General features: G+C 66.5%; 15 protein-coding genes. 8 read left to right on the top strand and 7 right to left on the bottom strand.

The genetic code is table 11. The features are described from left to right. Positions 1–24: 24 nt before the first annotated feature. The 6 genes from EGX94_RS10170 to EGX94_RS14415 form a co-directional block, all read right to left on the bottom strand. Positions 25–807, bottom strand: coding sequence for a thiopeptide-type bacteriocin biosynthesis protein (locus tag EGX94_RS10170; protein ID WP_021797782.1), 783 nt, complete (start codon positions 805–807; stop codon positions 25–27). Further along, positions 804–2936, bottom strand: coding sequence for a hypothetical protein (locus EGX94_RS10165; RefSeq protein ID WP_123826261.1), 2133 nt, complete (start codon positions 2934–2936; stop codon positions 804–806). Before EGX94_RS10165 ends, EGX94_RS10170 begins: the two co-directional genes overlap by 4 nt. A 334-nt stretch (positions 2937–3270) precedes the next feature. Beyond that, the gene (locus EGX94_RS10160; protein ID WP_123826259.1) at positions 3271–3639 is read right to left on the bottom strand and encodes a hypothetical protein; all 369 of its coding nucleotides are present in this window, start codon (positions 3637–3639) and stop codon (positions 3271–3273) included. 848 nt (positions 3640–4487) lie between these two features. Continuing rightward, a complete protein-coding gene (locus EGX94_RS14425) occupies positions 4488–4646 on the bottom strand; it encodes a hypothetical protein (RefSeq protein ID WP_226906098.1) in 159 nt (52 codons plus the stop codon). A 170-nt stretch (positions 4647–4816) separates the two neighbouring features. Further along, positions 4817–5029: a thiocillin family RiPP gene (locus EGX94_RS14420; protein WP_192962647.1), complete on the bottom strand. Its 213-nt coding sequence runs from the start codon at positions 5027–5029 to the stop codon at positions 4817–4819. Positions 5030–5078: 49 nt separating this feature from the next. Then, entirely contained in the window at positions 5079–5291 is a 213-nt protein-coding gene (locus EGX94_RS14415; RefSeq protein WP_123826253.1) for a thiocillin family RiPP, read from the bottom strand. 283 nt (positions 5292–5574) lie between these two features. On the opposite strand from EGX94_RS14415, the gene EGX94_RS10140 reads away from it, so the two are divergent. The 8 genes from EGX94_RS10140 (at position 5575) to EGX94_RS10105 (ending at position 13035) form a co-directional block, all read left to right on the top strand. After that, positions 5575–5721: a LuxR C-terminal-related transcriptional regulator gene (locus EGX94_RS10140; protein WP_196807763.1), complete on the top strand. Its 147-nt coding sequence runs from the start codon at positions 5575–5577 to the stop codon at positions 5719–5721. Between the two features lie 70 nt (positions 5722–5791). After that, positions 5792–6709 (top strand): ABC transporter ATP-binding protein, encoded by a 918-nt coding sequence (locus tag EGX94_RS10135; protein WP_021797757.1) that lies wholly within the window; start codon positions 5792–5794, stop codon positions 6707–6709. Next, positions 6706–7887 carry an ABC transporter permease gene (locus tag EGX94_RS10130; RefSeq protein ID WP_021797762.1) on the top strand — a complete coding sequence of 394 codons (1182 nt, stop codon included), beginning with the start codon at positions 6706–6708 and terminating at the stop codon, positions 7885–7887. Before EGX94_RS10135 ends, EGX94_RS10130 begins: the two co-directional genes overlap by 4 nt. Positions 7888–7959: 72 nt before the next feature. Further along, positions 7960–9309 (top strand): extracellular solute-binding protein, encoded by a 1350-nt coding sequence (locus EGX94_RS10125; RefSeq protein WP_021797767.1) that lies wholly within the window; start codon positions 7960–7962, stop codon positions 9307–9309. Next, the gene (locus tag EGX94_RS10120; protein ID WP_021797761.1) at positions 9306–10235 is read left to right on the top strand and encodes a carbohydrate ABC transporter permease; all 930 of its coding nucleotides are present in this window, start codon (positions 9306–9308) and stop codon (positions 10233–10235) included. The genes EGX94_RS10125 and EGX94_RS10120 overlap by 4 nt, the downstream gene beginning before the upstream one ends. A gap of 6 nt (positions 10236–10241) precedes the next feature. Next, positions 10242–11084, top strand: coding sequence for a carbohydrate ABC transporter permease (locus EGX94_RS10115; RefSeq protein ID WP_021797760.1), 843 nt, complete (start codon positions 10242–10244; stop codon positions 11082–11084). A gap of 20 nt (positions 11085–11104) precedes the next feature. Beyond that, positions 11105–12349, top strand: a complete 1245-nt coding sequence (locus EGX94_RS10110) for an ABC transporter ATP-binding protein (RefSeq protein ID WP_021797783.1) — start codon at positions 11105–11107, stop codon at positions 12347–12349. A gap of 149 nt (positions 12350–12498) precedes the next feature. Beyond that, positions 12499–13035: a GNAT family N-acetyltransferase gene (locus tag EGX94_RS10105; RefSeq protein ID WP_021797776.1), complete on the top strand. Its 537-nt coding sequence runs from the start codon at positions 12499–12501 to the stop codon at positions 13033–13035. Between the two features lie 102 nt (positions 13036–13137). Here the strand turns inward: EGX94_RS10105 and uvrA are convergent, their stop codons facing one another. Continuing rightward, complete coding sequence (gene uvrA / locus EGX94_RS10100) at positions 13138–16137, bottom strand: excinuclease ABC subunit UvrA (RefSeq protein ID WP_123826479.1); 3000 nt, start codon at positions 16135–16137, stop codon at positions 13138–13140. Between the last annotated feature and the right edge of the window lie 149 nt (positions 16138–16286).

Below are 16286 nucleotides of genomic sequence, written 5' to 3'. Positions count from 1 at the left end.
CCTTCAAAGCAAATACTAGGAATCCTAGAGACGAAGCGCCTCTGCGAGGAGAGCCTCGTCGCGGGGCGAGACGCCAAGTCGATTCGATGTCAGGTGCAGATGGTTGAAGAGTCGTCGTCCAGGATGATCCGTTCGGGACAAGTCGTCCTCGAGTGCTTGCACGTAGCATTCCATAAGACTGCGCCACTCCCCTGAGCTTGATTCCCACAACGCCATCTGGCCTACCAGATGGTCGGCTGCTCGTCGTGCGCCATGGCGCACGACCTCTCGCATTGACGAAATTATGGGATCATCACCACCCGACCAGAACCACGCATAATTGTATGTGAAACTGACGCGCTGCTCAGGTGGAAGCATATCGACTCCGCGGCGCATGAGAAGTAGCGCAAGCCCATATCTTCGCTCCCAGTAGGTCGATGGCACGGCTAAGGCGAAACGGGAGGACGCCGCGAACACCTTCTCCGCCCAGCGAACGCCATCAGGCCCTCCCCACTTGACCCACTCGGGGACATACACGGCACGGCGGACGTAGGTTATCTGATCCTTTCCTTGGGCGTGCCAGTGCCCGAGCGCACTGCGCAGGGTGACGTCCATCTCTTGGAGTGTCTGTAATTGTCCCCAGATTCGGATTCTCAAATGCAGACCGGTGGCGTCTAGGTATCTGATGAAGAACCATGTTGATTGGTCAGTGCTCCCCAAGTATCCACGCTCACCCATGAAGGGGACGATGACGTGACGCAGCAAGGATTCGGCTGCCAGTACTCCTGGCGTCCCGATTTTCAGGTAGAGCCACTGGGACGTACTCATCTCCTATTCCCCGATCCGAGAGCCATCGTCGCGGTGATCTCCATACAACGAGGCGCATGGCTGCCAATTGGCCACCATGCGTCATCATCCGGGAGTGCTTCTTCGATACTGACCCAAGTGACCTCGTGCGCCAGTTTCAGCAGCAGGTCGAGACCGGAAGGATCAGCTAGATCCACGAATAGCGGCTTGTTGCGCCGCAGGTTCCCAGCCACCTGCTCACCTGTCTTCACATAGACTCGGCGCGGAATTCGGTGGTGGGAGCGCCATCGGTGGTACTCGGCCAGCAACGTGGCCGCATCCGGGGTAGCACGGCCACCCACCAGAGGCATGGTGTGGGTATGCACCCGCCATGAGCATCGGCGCACAACCACCGCCCCGGCCATTTCCCTCGGAACCATCTCTATGGGCTGCTGTGGCTCAAGTCGAGTGTCCATTGCCTCCAGACCCAGCCGAAAGTCGTACACCCAAGGATCGGTCAGTGCGTGAAGAATCTTCCCGGCCCCACGCAGCAGGTGCTGCGGAATCACTCCCAGATACGGCAGGGCGACGGGCTGCCCGGTAGCTCGGAGAACGACTTGGAGAGTTGCGGTTTCAGAATCAAGGACCACATCTAGATCAGTGGCTGATATGTCAGCCTCATGCCGACCCGAACTCAATGCATGGGTTGGCCATAGGAGACGAGGCACCACGTAATCTGGAATCTTTTGGACCCCTGCCCAGCTGTCTCCCGTTGTCAAAGCAGCGATCCGAGCGTCCGGGTGAAGGGTTTGAAGCCACGGCGTGTAGTGGGTCGTCAAATGGTGAGCACAACCCTGAAGCTCACCCCAACGTACGAGCAGTCCACCAGGTCCTTGGTTCACCCTGTTCAGTACGGCCATTGACCAGGAATCTGACCGATCTCCGATTGGCTGGAGGAAGGCCGTGAAGGTTGCTGGCGCCAACGTTCCCAGACCATCGCAGCGGATTGCTTCGTCCACACCGTGCGCCCGGCTCCACTCGGCACGCTGGAAGTCGCGCCACATGGTCTGATTTGTAATTGACGTCATCAAAGGAGATGAGACGCACGAGGTGACGAACTCGACCAGGGGAAGCCTGCCAGCGGACCCTGACAACGCTTGGAAGGCCTCGATGACGGCGTCGTAGAACGTGGACCGAGCGACAGTGGGCTGAATGATCTTCGCCACGTCCGTCATGGCTTGACGCAAACTGCCCTGTGGAATGAGTGGCACCAGTTCGGGATCGGTCACGCAGGTCTCATGCACCAAGGGTGCGGTCCTCATCCATGACGGCGCAACTCCTTCACGCGCTGCGACAAACTCCGCAGCACGCTCTCTGAGTTGCAGGAGGCCGACAGCGCGAACATCCGGGCGGGGGTCCGCGACAGAGGATTCTGCGTCAAGGATGGACCTCAGGGCCGCACCGCTAGTATGCTCACATCCCGCCGGTTCGGTCACGATCTCCTTGAGACCGCCAAGTGGCGGCTGGGGTACAAGCAGACCTTCGGCAATCAATTCAGCCAATGACCATCTGTCGCGATCCAGAATGTGGAGCCACTCCCCGACGGTGTGCGGGATTTCTTCCGATACCAGAACATCAAGTTCACGAGGAACATCGAAAGCAGTATCCTCGGCGTAGAAAAAATTATCGTAGCAGCTTCGAATCGGCAAGAGGACGCGTGCGCACGCCTGTGCATTGGGGGAGGACATGCTGATCGTGGGGCCCCGGAGGACGACATCGGGACAGGCTTCGTACATGGCGAGGGTCTCGAGAAGCGTCTGACGCAGCGCAGGTGCCACCTCAATGATGCTGTCAGGCAGAGCTTGCGCCGTTCCATCAGCCGATTGAGTGATTACGGTGGTCAACGTGGAGAAGGGGCTGGTCTTTCGACTGATCCGGCCCATGTAGAGGGCCACCGAGCGCTCCAAGCGCCGTCGCTTGGCTGGACGAGTGTGCGGCGTATCACCATCAAGCAGCGCCAGACACAGGGTGGGACTGGCGATGGCTATTCCCCGCAGGATCTCAGGCCGCTTCAGGGCTTCCACACGCGCTCGATGAGTGGTCTCGACCGCCGCCTCCACGCTTAGCTCGTAGGAGCGTCTGGCTGCTGCCAAATTGTCGAGATGCGCCATCCAGCAGTCCAACGATTCGCGTTCTTGGTGGGTCAGTACTTCTCGAATCCGAAAGAGGAATTTCTCGACAGAGCGAGATGGTACGCGACCGCTGTGGGCGTCACGTCGAAGCCTCAGAACAGGCCCAGTGAGGTCCGATTTCCCGGCGAGTCGGTTCACCGCATGATGTAGGAGATCAGCCAGCTCATCCCCCGCCCGATGGACCTCGACGAGGTGATGGTCCAGCTCCCCCAGTAACTCGATACACCGATCGTAAGCTCGCCCATCAACAACCTCCAAGGGTAGTCCCGCCGTTCTCACCGCCCAGCAAGGGGCAACGTTCACGACCACCGCGTCACCTCCCCGAGACCATGAGTGATACTACGCTGGCAGCAGACCAGATCATCATTCCGGCCACGGCGATGAGGTATGTGCAACAAGCCGCCCCATAGACCAAATACGCAGATCTCGCCATGCGAGGAACATCCATCGGCGTCGCATCGGAGTCCCGACCGGGGAGCTTGGCCAGCAGGTAGCCGATAGCTCTGTTGCGGACGTTGACCAATCCAAACGCCGTCTCCAAAGCCTGCTGGCCGTCCGAGGGAACCAACGGATTCAAGTTGCCGAGCAGCCCGACAAGGAAGAAGTAGACGCAACCGCCGAGCACCTGCCCCGGAACGCTTGATGCGTCGACCGCGCCAGTGAGCAAGCACACAGATGCCACGGCACACCAGAACATGTCCGAAGCCGGGCCAGCCACGCTAATGGCAACACGAGTTACCCGACTGCGGACCCGGTACGTGTCGGTCCGGTCGGCGTATGCGATCGGAATAAAATAATACCACAGCGCTAACCCCAAGCTCCGTACTGGATGCTCCGAAACGTGGCAGACGACCGCGTGCGAGGCCTCGTGAGCCACAGTGGCCAAGAGGCATAGGGCAAGTGAGACAAAGGGCACCCATGACAAAGGGCACCCATGTCGTACGAATGGTCATGTATCTTACAGCCAAAACACCCACGCTCGCCCCCGAGATAACCACAGCCAAACAGGCGATGAGAATTATCATGGCCGGTGGACGCAACACGTCGACCAAGGCAGTCGCAGGGCGGATGAAGCGCGCCACAGAATCGGCACTCAGGAGCGGAAATCTCTTAGTAGGCGTGCGCGAGAACCAAGAACGAAGAGATGGATTGGATGCGCGCGGGACACCATCCAAAAATCCCGCTCGCGCCAAACTTTCCACCAGTCGTTGCAGGGCAACTTCAACGTCCTGCGCACTGATGTCTCTGTCACCAACCACACCCAATGCAATATCGTGGACACTCCTAGTGCCGTCGAAATACGGGACGAGCTCAGCAGCGGCGGATCCCAACCTCACGTAGCGCCCGTCGGGCGCTACGTGAAGAAGGGACTCACCGTCAAAACCTGAGACCAATTCGACGTCGGACCGCAACCGCGGCCGGTCATCAACAACCGCCATCAAAGTCCTCTTCTCTGCACCTAAGTGGCACCGACCCGCTGAACTGTCCCAAGTATTCACAGAAACCGAAGCCTCCGAGGTGAAAATCCCACTAGCCTGTCGCAGACGAGAAGGATGAACTCGAGGAGATGGAACTCCCGCAGCTTCCCGCGGTGGAGAATGAACCTCCACAGAAGAATGAACCAGCACAGCTACCGGAGAGGGCTTCAGGAAGCTCCTCTGCGACAAGGGCCGTCGCGAAGAGGTCCATGTCTCCCAGCAGGTCCTTGCCCATGGCTAACTCATTGTGAGGGGAGCTGTGCGGAGACTCGAGGAGCGACGGATTACGTTCCGAAGCGAGTGTCATCAGACACCTCCTTTTAATAGAAAAACTCGGAATTGCACGGTGCCATGACGTGGCCAGCCCGGGCACCAGGGCAGTCAGCAGGAGCAGGACGCGGTACTCGCCGAGGTACTTGACGACGCGCAAGATCCGAAGGTCCCCAGCGAAGTGAAGCACCCGGCCGAAGTCCAACAGCAACCGGCACTGACCTGGTCTGGCATGGATTCGACCCACAGATCTTCGACTGTCGACAGAGAAATATCAGGTAGCCCCACGGCAAGAGGCTCACCAATGAACAAAGCATCGTCCATACGGACAGTTTCACCGTGTCCCCTCTGACGGTTCATGAGAATCTCCCTTCTACGATGCGGACGACACTGTCGTGTAGCTGTAGACACATCCGCCAGGGCACGACAGCGTGCTGACTGAACTAAGTGAGCTTGCCGAGGATGACCCGGCACTCACCAAAGAATCTAGCTCTTCCAACTGGACTTGTTCAAACAGTGCATCCGTCTCGATGTATAAATCGCACAAGGAATCGCACGGAGAATCGTGTTCAACGAACTCAACCATCGTGATCACCTAACATCGGCTAAGAGTAAGGGTAAGGGTAAGGGTAAGGGTAATTCGTTGATTTCAGGAAGATCTTCCATGATCCCCCTGAGATGAAGTGTATAACCCGTCGGGGGTGTGCTGTCAACACGTCGACGTGCCTCATGTTGTTTGAACGCGAAGCTTGCCCGCGTGGAAGATCAAGACCCCGTGGGTCGGCAGGGTCGGTGGGTGGGGCTGATGTGTCGTTGAGCTGGGGCGCGGGCTCCGCGGGACGATGGGTAGTGTCTGTTGACCCTCAGCCCTGGGAGCCCGCACTGATGTCATCTTTTATTACGCCTGCCCTGACACGACCGTCAAGACCCACATCTCGAACCTGCTGGCCAAGCTGGGACTGCGCGACCGGGTCCAAGCGGTGGCCTGGGCCTTCCGGCACGGCCTGGCGGACTGACCGCACCGGGACTCATCCCTTCGGACGAGGCCGCGCGGGACGGGCGGGCCCGAGTTCCCCTGGACGGCCGATGCGCGAGCGCGGACGGACCGGCAGACTTGTCGTCATGTTCGAGACACGACACCTCACCCGGCGGTTCGGCGAGCTGGTCGCCGTCGACGACGTGAGCCTCGAGGTGCCCGACGGGGCGACCGTCGGCTTCGTCGGGGGCAACGGCGCGGGGAAGACGACGACGATGCGCATGATCATGGGCCTGCTCGGCCCCGACGCGGGCGAGGTCCTGTGGGACGGCGCCCCGATCACCGCGGCCGAGCGCCGCCGGATCGGCTACATGCCCGAGGAGCGCGGGCTCTATCCCAAACAGCGAGTGCTCGACCAGCTCGTCTACCTGGCCCGCCTGCACGGCGCCGGGGCCGCGGCGGCCCGCGCCGAGGCCGTGGCGCTGCTCGAGGCCTTCGGCCTGGGCGAGCGCACGGACGAGAAGCTCGAGAAGCTCTCCCTCGGCAACCAGCAGCGCGTCCAGGTCACCGCCGCCGTCATGACCGAGCCGGCCGCTCTCATCCTCGACGAGCCCTTCAGCGGCCTCGACCCGGAGGCCGTCGACTCGCTGGCCGAGGTGCTGCGCACGCGCACCGCGGCCGGAGTCCCCCTGCTGTTCAGCTCCCACCAGCTCTCCCTCGTCGAGCGACTGTGCGACCGGCTCGTCATCCTCTCCCACGGGCGGGTCGTGGCGGCCGGTACCCGCGAGGAGCTGGAGGCCGGCGGCGAGTCCCGCCACCGCCTGGTCATGGACGTCGACACGGGCTGGGTGCGCGACCTGCCCGGCATCACCGTCCTCGACGTGGCCGGCCCCACCGCACTGCTGACCCTCGAGACCGCCGACGCCCGGCGCGCGCTGCTGACCGAGGCGCTGGCCCGCGGCGACGTGCGCGAGCTCGCCGAGGTCCGTCCCACCCTTGCCGAGATCTACCGGGAGGTGACCCGATGAGCACCGTCGGAACGGGCCCCGGGAATCAGTGGCGCATCGTCGCCGGGCACGAGATGTCCGTCAGGCTCCGCGACCGGAGCTTCATCATCTCGACCATCCTCATGCTCGTCATCATCGCCGGGGGCCTCGGCTTCTCCATCTGGTCGAGCTCCCAGCAGAAGACCTGGACCGTCGTGACCTCCGACCCCGCCTCGGCCCGGGTGGCGCAGGCCATCGGCTCCGTGGCCGGGGCCAACGGATCCTCCGCGCGGATCGAGCTCGCCGAGGCGGCCGACGAGACGGCCGCCCGCGCCGAACTGGGCGACGACGACACGGCCTGGCTGCACGAGACCGGCACCGGCTGGGTGCTCACCTTCGGCGGCTCCGCCGACGAGCAGCTGCTCTCCTACACGAGCACGGCCGCCTCCCAGACCGCCCTGGCCCGGCTCGCCGAGCAGACCGGCATGGGCGACGAGCAGCTGGCCGCGGCGACGAGCGTCACGAGCGAGGAGCTCGACCCCGACGCCGGGTTCACCATGCGGGGCTACTTCGTCGGCATCGCCTTCGCCGCGCTGTTCATGGTCTCCTCGATGATGTTCGGCATGCAGATCGCCCAGTCGGTGACGGCCGAGAAGCAGTCCCGGGTCATCGAGATCCTCACGGCAGCGGTGCCGGCCCACCAGCTGCTGCTGGGCAAGATCGTCGGCAACACCCTCATGGCCCTGGGCCAGATGGCCCTCTACACGATCGTCGGGCTCCTCGGCGTCTCGCGGACCGGGCTCGGAGCCGTGCTGCCGGGGCTGTCCGGCTCCCTCGCCTGGTTCCTCGCCTTCTTCCTGGTCGGCTTCTGCACCCTGGCCTGCCTGTGGGCGGCCGCCGGCGCCCTGGCCAGCTCGCAGGAGGACCTCCAGCACACCTCCCAGCCGCTGACCTGGCTGCTCCTGGCGATCTACGTCGTCGGCTTCGCCGTCCACGGCCCGGCCCAGAGCGTCCTGTCCTTCGTGCCGCTCGTGTCCTGCGTGCTCATGCCGGTGCGTCTGGCGACCGGGACGGCCCCGTGGTGGCAGGCGGTCATCGCCCTGGCGGTCACGCTGGCCATCACCCCGCTGGTGGTCTGGGCGGGCTCGAGGATCTACCGGCGCTCGCTGCTGCAGACCCACGGCCGGGTGAGCCTGAGGCAGGCGCTGGGCTCCCGGTAAAGGGGCCTGACGGGGGGCGTTCGCTCACCGCGAACGCCCCCCGGTGCCGCCCGGGAATGTGGCCCCTCGACTATGATCAGGACCACATTCATGCAACGAGGCAGGAAGACCATGAGATCGAGGAAATCTCTCGCACCCGTCCTGGGAGGCTGCCTTCTCGCCCTCGCCGTCTCCGGGCTCACCGGGTGCTCCGGCGGCGGGACGGCCGGCACCGACACCCTCACCTGGTTCATCAATCCCGACGGCGGCGGCTCCTCGCCCACCGGAGGGGGCCAGGCGCAGCTCGCCGCCGAGTGCTCCCAGGCCTCCGGCGGCACCTACACCATCAACGTCGAGCTGTTGCCGAACGAGGCCTCCGACCAGCGCCAGCAGCTCATCCGCAGACTGGCGGCCCACGACTCGGGGGTCGACATCATGAGCCTCGACCCGGTGGTCGTCCCCGAGTTCGCCGAGGCCGGCTACCTCGTGAACGTCCCCGACCAGTACGTCGCCGACTTCACCGAGGACCGGGTGCAGGGCTCCCTCGACGCCTCCCACTGGAACGACGCCCTCGTCGCGGCGCCCTTCTGGGCCAACACGCAGCTGCTGTGGTACCGCAAGTCGGTGGCCGCCGCAGCGGGGCTCGACATGACCCGGCCGGTCACCTTCGACCAGCTCGCCGCGGCGGCCCGCTCCACCGGCACCGACCTCGCCGTCCAGGCCAAGCGCTACGAGGGCTACACCGTCTTCGTCAACGCCCTCGTCGCCGGCGCCGGCGGCACGATCGTGCAGAACGAGGGCGCCACGGCCGAGGACACTCGGCTGGGGCTCGACACGCCCGAGGGCCGGCGCGCCGCCGAGGTCATCCAGGAGCTGGCCTCCTCCGGGGCCGTCGGCCCCGCCCTGTCGTCGATGACCGAGACCACCTCGCTCAACATGTTCCAGGACGAGGCGACCTCGGGCTTCATGCTCAACTGGATGTACGTCTACGCCGCCATGAAGGAGAACGACCTGTCCTTCTTCGACGACATCGGCTGGACCACGTACCCGCGGGTCGACGCCGACAAGGAGGCGGCGCCCCCCTTCGGCGGCATCGAGCTGGGCGTCAACACGGCCTCGCAGCACAAGGACGAGGCCTGGCGGGCGATCTCGTGCATCACGAGCGCCGAGCACCAGAAGGAGTACATGCTCGGCACGGGCAACGCCGCCTCCCGCTCGTCGGTGTTCGACGACCCGGAGATCGCCGAGCAGTTCCCCATGGCCGACGTCTTCAGGGAGTCTCTGAACAACGCCGTGCAGCGGCCCCGCACCGCCTACTACGGCGATCTGTCCGCCGCCATCCAGCGCACCTGGTCGCCGCCCGAGCAGGTCGATCCGTCGCGCACCCCGGCCGAGTCGACCGAGCTCATCATGAAGGTCCTGCGCGGGGAGGCCCTGCTATGAGCACCGCCCCCGACACCGCCAGGCCCCACCTGAGCGACCGGGCCCGCGAGGAGCGCAGGCTCGGCTGGAAGCTGGCCGGGCCGGCCTTCGTCATCATGATCCTCGTCACCTTCTACCCGATCCTCCAGGCGGTCTACACCTCGCTGTTCAAGTACCGCCTCACCGATCCGGGCGGGCGGGACTTCGTGTTCCTGCGCAACTACGGGATCATCCTCACCGACCCGCTGTGGTGGCGGGCGTTCGGCACGACGGCCTTCATCACCGTCGTCACCGTCGTCGTCGAGCTGGTGCTCGGCTTCGCGATCGCCTTGGCAATGGAGAAGATCGTCCATGGGCGGGGGCTGCTGCGCACCGTCGTGCTCATCCCCTACTCGATCATCACCGTCGTCTCGGCGTTCTCCTGGTTCTACGCCTTCGCGACCGACACCGGCTTCGTCGACCCGCTGCTCCACAAGCTGTCCCTCGGGCTGTTCCCGGCCGACTACGACTGGTTCGGCGGCTTCTGGAGCTCGATGGTGCCGATCTGCGGCTCGGAGATCTGGAAGACCACCCCATTCATGTCGCTGCTGCTGCTCGCCGGCCTGACCCAGATCGACAGTGCGATGGAGGAGGCGGCGGTCGTCGACGGCGCCACGTGGGGCGAGCGGCTGCGCAAGGTGATCCTTCCCAACATGAAGTCCCAGATCATGGTGGCGCTGCTGTTCCGCACGCTCGACGCCTTCCGGATCTTCGACAACATCTTCATCATGACCGCCGGCAGCCACGACACCTCGTCGCTGTCGCTGATCGCCTACAACCAGACGATCTCGCGCACCGAGGTCGGGCTCGGCTCGGCCGTGTCGGTGCTGCTGTTCGTCTGCGTCGTCATCATCGCGGTGATCTTCGTCAAGGGGTTCCGCGTCGACCTGGCCGGCGGAAGGAAGTGACCGGCTATGAATCGTGAGCTGTCCGGCGCCCGGAGATTCTGGCAGACCGTCGCCTCGGTGGCGATCATCGTCTACACGGTCGTCCCGCTGCTGTGGATCCTCAACATGTCGCTCAAGTCGACGGCCGACCGGGCCGACGGGAAGTTCTGGGCCCACAGCCCGACGCTGGAGAACTACCGGCTCATCTTCACCGGCGGCGCGAAGAACCTCTTCCTGCCGGCGCTGCGCAACTCGATCCTCGTCGCGGTCATCGCCACCCTCGTCGCCGTGATCCTCGCGACCTTCTGCGCCTACGCGATCGCCCGCCTGGACTTCCCGGGCAAGCGGATGATCCTCGGGACCGCCCTCACGGTGTCCTTCTTCCCGGTCATCTCGCTCGTCACCCCACTGTTCGACCTGTGGCGCCGCATCCACCTGTTCGACACGATCCCCGGCCTGATCCTGCCCTATCTCGTGCTGACCCTGCCGTTGGCGATCTGGACGCTGTCCGCGTTCTTCCAGCAGATCCCCTGGGAGATGGAGCAGGCCGCCCAGGTCGACGGCGCCACGAGCTGGGAGGCGTTCCGCAAGGTCATCGTCCCGCTCGCCGCGCCCGGCGTCTTCACGACCGCGATCATCGCCTTCTTCACGGCGTGGAACGACTTCGTGTTCGCCATGTCGCTGACCAGCGACCAGGCCCGCACGGTCCCGGCGGCGCTGGCCTTCTTCACCGGTGCCAGTCAGTTCGAGTCGCCGACCGGCGCCATCTGCGCGGCGGGGGTCGTCGTGACCATCCCCGTCGTCCTGCTCGTCCTCCTCTTCCAGCGCCAGATCGTCTCCGGGCTCACCTCCGGCGCCGTCAAGGGCTGACCCGGTTAGGAGAAACCACCATGGCCCAGATCACTCTGAAGAACATCTGCAAGGAGTACGGCGACGGCTTCAAGGCCGTCAACGACATCAGTCTGGACATCGCCGACGGCGAGTTCATGATCCTCGTCGGCCCCTCGGGCTGCGGCAAGTCGACGACGCTGCGCATGGTCGTCGGTCTGGAGGACATCACGAGCGGCGATCTGGAGATCGATGGCAGGCGCGTGAACGACTTGGCGCCGAAGGACCGCAACCTCGCGATGGTCTTCCAGAACTACGCGCTCTACCCGCACCTGAGCGTGCGCGACAACATCGCCTTCCCGCTGCGCCTGGGGCACAACAGGATCCCCGAGGAGGAGGTCGACCAGCGGGTGCGCGAGGCCGCCGAGATGCTCGAGCTCACCGAGCACCTCGACCGCAGGCCCGCCAACCTGTCCGGCGGCCAGCGCCAGCGCGTGGCCATGGGGCGGGCCATCGTCCGCGACGCCGACGCCTTCCTCTTCGACGAGCCGCTCAGCAACCTCGACGCCAAGCTGCGCGGCCAGATGCGCACGGAGATCGCCCGGCTGCAGCGCAGGCTCGGCATCACGACGGTCTACGTCACCCACGACCAGACCGAGGCCATGACGCTGGGCGACCGCGTGGCCGTCATGCGCAAAGGCGTGCTCCAGCAGTGCGCGTCCCCCCGCGAGCTCTACGAGGAGCCGGTCAACCTCTTCGTCGCCGGGTTCATCGGCTCCCCGCCGATGAACTTCCTGCCCGCCCGGGTGCGCGACGACCGCCTCGAGCTGCCGATGGTCAGCGCCCCGATCCCCGAGGGGATCCGCGACGAGCTGAAGGGCACGGAGGTCGTTGTCGTGGGCCTGCGGCCCGAGGCCATCAAGGACGCCGAGGTGCGCACTCCTCCGGCTGGCGCCGTCGTCTTCTCCAGCACGGTGGACGTCACCGAGTGGCTCGGCAATGAGCAGTACGCCTATGTGCCCTTCGCCTCGGACCCGGCGGTGCAGAGCACCCTCGAGGAGCTCGACCGGGACCTGGACGGCGAGGGCCTGCGCACGCAGTTCATCGTCAACCTCGACCCGAGCTCGCACGTCCTCGAGGGCGAGGAGGCCTCGCTGTTCTTCCTGCCCGAGGACATGATGGTCTTCGACCCCGAGTCGGGGCGCAACCTCACCCGGGACGACCAGCACGCCGCGCAGATCGCCGAGCGCTCCGAGGCCGCTCGCCGGAAGGCGCTCGAGCGGTCCAAGGCGAAGACGGGGTCCTGAAGCATCCGTCCGGGCGGGCACCCGTCCGGACGCCGTCCTGAACCTCACGGGCCCCGGTCGGGGCCCCGTGCGCGGGCACGCTAGCGTGGGCCGGAGAAGCCGTCCCCGGCGCCCGGGCGCCGGGCGTCCTCGCATCGAAGGGTTGAGACATGCTTCGTTGGCCATTCGCCGAGACGACGCTCACCGCAGGCGACCTCACGGCGCAGCGCTGGGACCCGGCCCGCGACGCCGGGCCGCTGTGGGAGGCGCTGGCCTTCCCCGAGGTCTGGGGCTCGGCGCCCCGCGGCATGCCGGACGGGCCCGACGACCTCGCCGCCAGACTCGCCCAGCGGGAGGGTGGCCCCGAGCGCATCACATGGACGGTCAGCCTCGACGGCGAGGTCATCGGCACCTCCAGCCACTTCCGCCGCGGGGAGTGCGTCGAACTGGGCGCCACCTATCTGTCGCCGCGGGTCTGGGGCACCGGCCTGCACCTGCGCCTGGTGCGTCTCATGATCCACGAGGCCCGCGCGAACGACTGCTCCGGCGTCGTCATGCGCGCCGACGACACCGACGAACGCGCGAACAAGGCGATCCAGAAGCTCGGCTTCGTCTTCGTCCACAAGTCGGCCGAGCAGTCGCTGCGCGCCGACGGCACCCGTCGCATCGCCCGGGTCTACCGGCTCGACAACGACGAGGTCATCTGAGCCGGTCCGCGCCGGACCCCGACGCCGCGGCGCCACCGCCCGCCGGTGAGGGGCGCCCCGCTGCCCCGATCATTCCGCCGTCCGGGGCGGCCCGCGGCGGCCTCAGGTCCGCGCCGCACCGGCCCGGGCGGACGACGTCCTCTTGGCGGTCCTGCGGCCCGCCGTCCTCTCGGCCCCGCGCAGCCGGGCCCGGGCGCGCAGCTGGGACGCCGTGGGGACCCCGGGGCGCGGCGGCAGCGGCGCCGCGTCGGGATCGGGCCGGACGTACCTCGCGAGATAGCGGCCGGTGTGGGAGTCGGCGCAGCTGGCGACCTGCTCGGGCGTGCCCTGGGCGACGACCGTGCCGCCGCGGCTGCCGCCCTCGGGGCCCAGGTCGATGACCCAGTCCGCGGTCTTGACGACGTCGAGGTTGTGCTCGATGACGACGACCGTGTTGCCGGCGTCGACGAGCCTGCCGAGCACCGCCAGGAGCTTGCGGATGTCCTCGAAGTGCAGGCCCGTGGTGGGCTCGTCGAGGACGTAGAGGGTGCGACCGGTGGAGCGTTTCTGCAGCTCGGCGGCGAGCTTGACGCGCTGGGCCTCGCCGCCGGACAGCGTCGTGGCCGGCTGGCCCAGCCGCACGTAGCCGAGCCCGACCTCGACGAGGGTGGCGAGATGGCGGTGGATCGAGCCGATCGGCTCGAAGAACTCGGCGGCCTCCTCGATGGGCATGTCGAGCACCTGCGCGATCGACTTGCCCTTGTAGTGCACCTCGAGCGTCTCGCGGTTGTAACGGGCGCCGTTGCAGACCTCGCACGGCACGTAGACGTCGGGCAGGAAGTTCATCTCGATCGTGATGGTGCCGTCGCCGTAGCAGTTCTCGCAGCGCCCGCCCTTGACGTTGAAGCTGAAGCGGCCCGGCCGGTAGCCGCGCATCTTCGCCTCGGGCGTCTGGGCGAACAACTGCCGGATCTTGTCGAAGACTCCGGTGTAGGTGGCCGGGTTGGAGCGCGGCGTGCGCCCGATCGGCGTCTGGTCGACGTGGATGACCTTGTCGATGTGCTCGACGCCGGTGATCGAGTAGTGCCTCCCGGGCACCGCCTTGGCGCTGTAGAGGCGCTTGGCGAGCGCCGTGTAGAGGATCTGGTTGACGAGCGTGGACTTGCCCGAGCCGGAGACGCCGGTGACGGCGATGAGCTGGCCGAGCGGGAAGCCCACGTCGATGCCGCGCAGATTGTTGGCGGCGGCCCCGTGCACCGTGATCGCGGCGCCGTTGGGGGCGTGGCGCCGGGCCGGCACCTCGATGCGCCGCCGGCCGGTGAGATAGGCGCCGGTGATCGAGCGCTCGCTGGCGAGGAGGTCGTCGACCGTGCCGTTCACGACGACCTCGCCGCCGTGCTCGCCGGCGCCGGGGCCGATGTCGACGACCCAGTCGGCCGAGCGGATCGTCTCCTCGTCGTGCTCGACGACGATGAGCGTGTTGCCGAGGTCGCGCAGGCGTCGCAGGGTCTCGAGGAGCCGCTCGTTGTCGCGCTGGTGCAGGCCGATGGAGGGCTCGTCGAGGACGTAGAGGACGCCGGTGAGGCCCGAGCCGATCTGCGTGGCCAGGCGGATGCGCTGCGCCTCGCCGCCCGACAGCGTGCTGGCCGAACGGGCCAGGGTGAGGTAGTCGAGACCGACGTCGACGAGGAAGCGCAGGCGCTCGCGGATCTCCTTGACGACCCGGGCGGCGATCCGGGCCTCGCGCTCGGACAGCTCCATCGCCTCGAGGACCCCGAGGACCTCGCCGATCGACAGCCCGCACAGCTCGGCGATGGAGCGCCCGTCCATCGTGACGGCCAGCGAGGCGGGCTTGAGGCGGGCGCCGCCGCAGGCTGGGCAGGGGATCTCGCGCAGATAGGCGCCCCAGCGGTCGCGGGCCGCATCGGTCTCCGCCTCGTCGTAGCGCCGACGCACGTAGGGCAGAACACCCTCGTACTTCTGCGTGTAGGTGCGCACACGCCCGAAGCGGTTGCGGAAGGTCACGTAGACCGGGTCGTCGTGGCCCTTGAGGATGAAGCCGCGGACCGTGGAGGGCAGCTCCTCCCAGGGGGTGTCGACGCTGAAGCCCTCGGTGGCGGCCATCGCCTCGAAGACGTGGTCGTAGTGGCGCTTGACCATCGCCGAGGCCCACGGCGCGATGGCGCCGGCGGCCAGCGAGAGCGTCTCGTCGGGCACGACGAGGGCCGGGTCGACCTCGAGCTGGGTGCCCAGCCCGGTGCAGCTCGGGCAGGCGCCCCACGGCGAGTTGAAGCTGAACTGGCGCGGCTCGAGCTCGTCCATCTCGAGGTCGTGGCCGTTGGGGCAGGCCATCCGCTCGCTGAACCGGCGACGGCGGTGCGGCTCGTCGGCCCCGCGGTCGACGAAGTCGATGACGACGAGGCCCTTCGCCAAGGCGAGGGCGGTCTCGACGGAGTCGGTGATGCGCCCGGCGGCGCCGGCCTTGACGACGACGCGGTCGATGATGACGTCGATGTCGTGCTTGCGCCTCTTGTCGAGTGCCGGCGGCGCGGACAGCGGGTGCTGCTCGCCGTCGACGAGGACCCGGGCGTAGCCGTCGGCGGCGAGCTCGCGGAAGAGGTCGACGTACTCGCCCTTGCGGCCCCGCACGACCGGGGCGAGGATCTGGAATCGCGTGCCCGGCTCGAGACCCATGAGACGGTCGACGATCTGCTGGGGCGTCTGGCGGGCGATGGGCTCGCCGCACGTCGGGCAGTGCGGACGGCCGATGCGGGCGTAGAGCAGCCGCAGGTAGTCGTAGACCTCGGTGATGGTGCCGACCGTGGAGCGCGGGTTGTTGCTCGTGGACTTCTGGTCGATCGAGACGGCGGGCGACAGGCCCTCGATGAAGTCGACGGCCGGCTTGTCCATCTGGCCGAGGAACTGGCGGGCGTAGGAGCTCAGCGACTCGACGTAGCGGCGCTGGCCCTCGGCGAAGATCGTGTCGAAGGCCAGGGAGGACTTGCCCGAGCCCGACAGGCCGGTGAACACGACCAGCCGCCCCCGCGGGATGTCGAGGCTGATGTTGCGCAGGTTGTGCTCCCGCGCGCCACGGATCACGAGCTCGTCATTCACGGCCCCCATGGTAGGGGCGGGCACGGGCTTTTCCCCGCCGCCGGGGCGGGCGCGGACGACCGCGTCCGGCCCAGCCGCCGAGGGCTCCGCCGCAGTGTCACCGGGCTCCCGCCGGGAGGGTACGGTTTCCCCAGACGCCGATGGGTTCGGCCGCCCGC

The organism is Propionibacterium acidifaciens (genome assembly GCF_003798325.1).
Lineage (GTDB): Bacteria > Actinomycetota > Actinomycetes > Propionibacteriales > Propionibacteriaceae > Propionibacterium > Propionibacterium acidifaciens.
The sequence above is the reverse complement of the archived record's forward strand: the minus strand, read 5'-3'. Positions and strand labels throughout refer to the sequence as shown.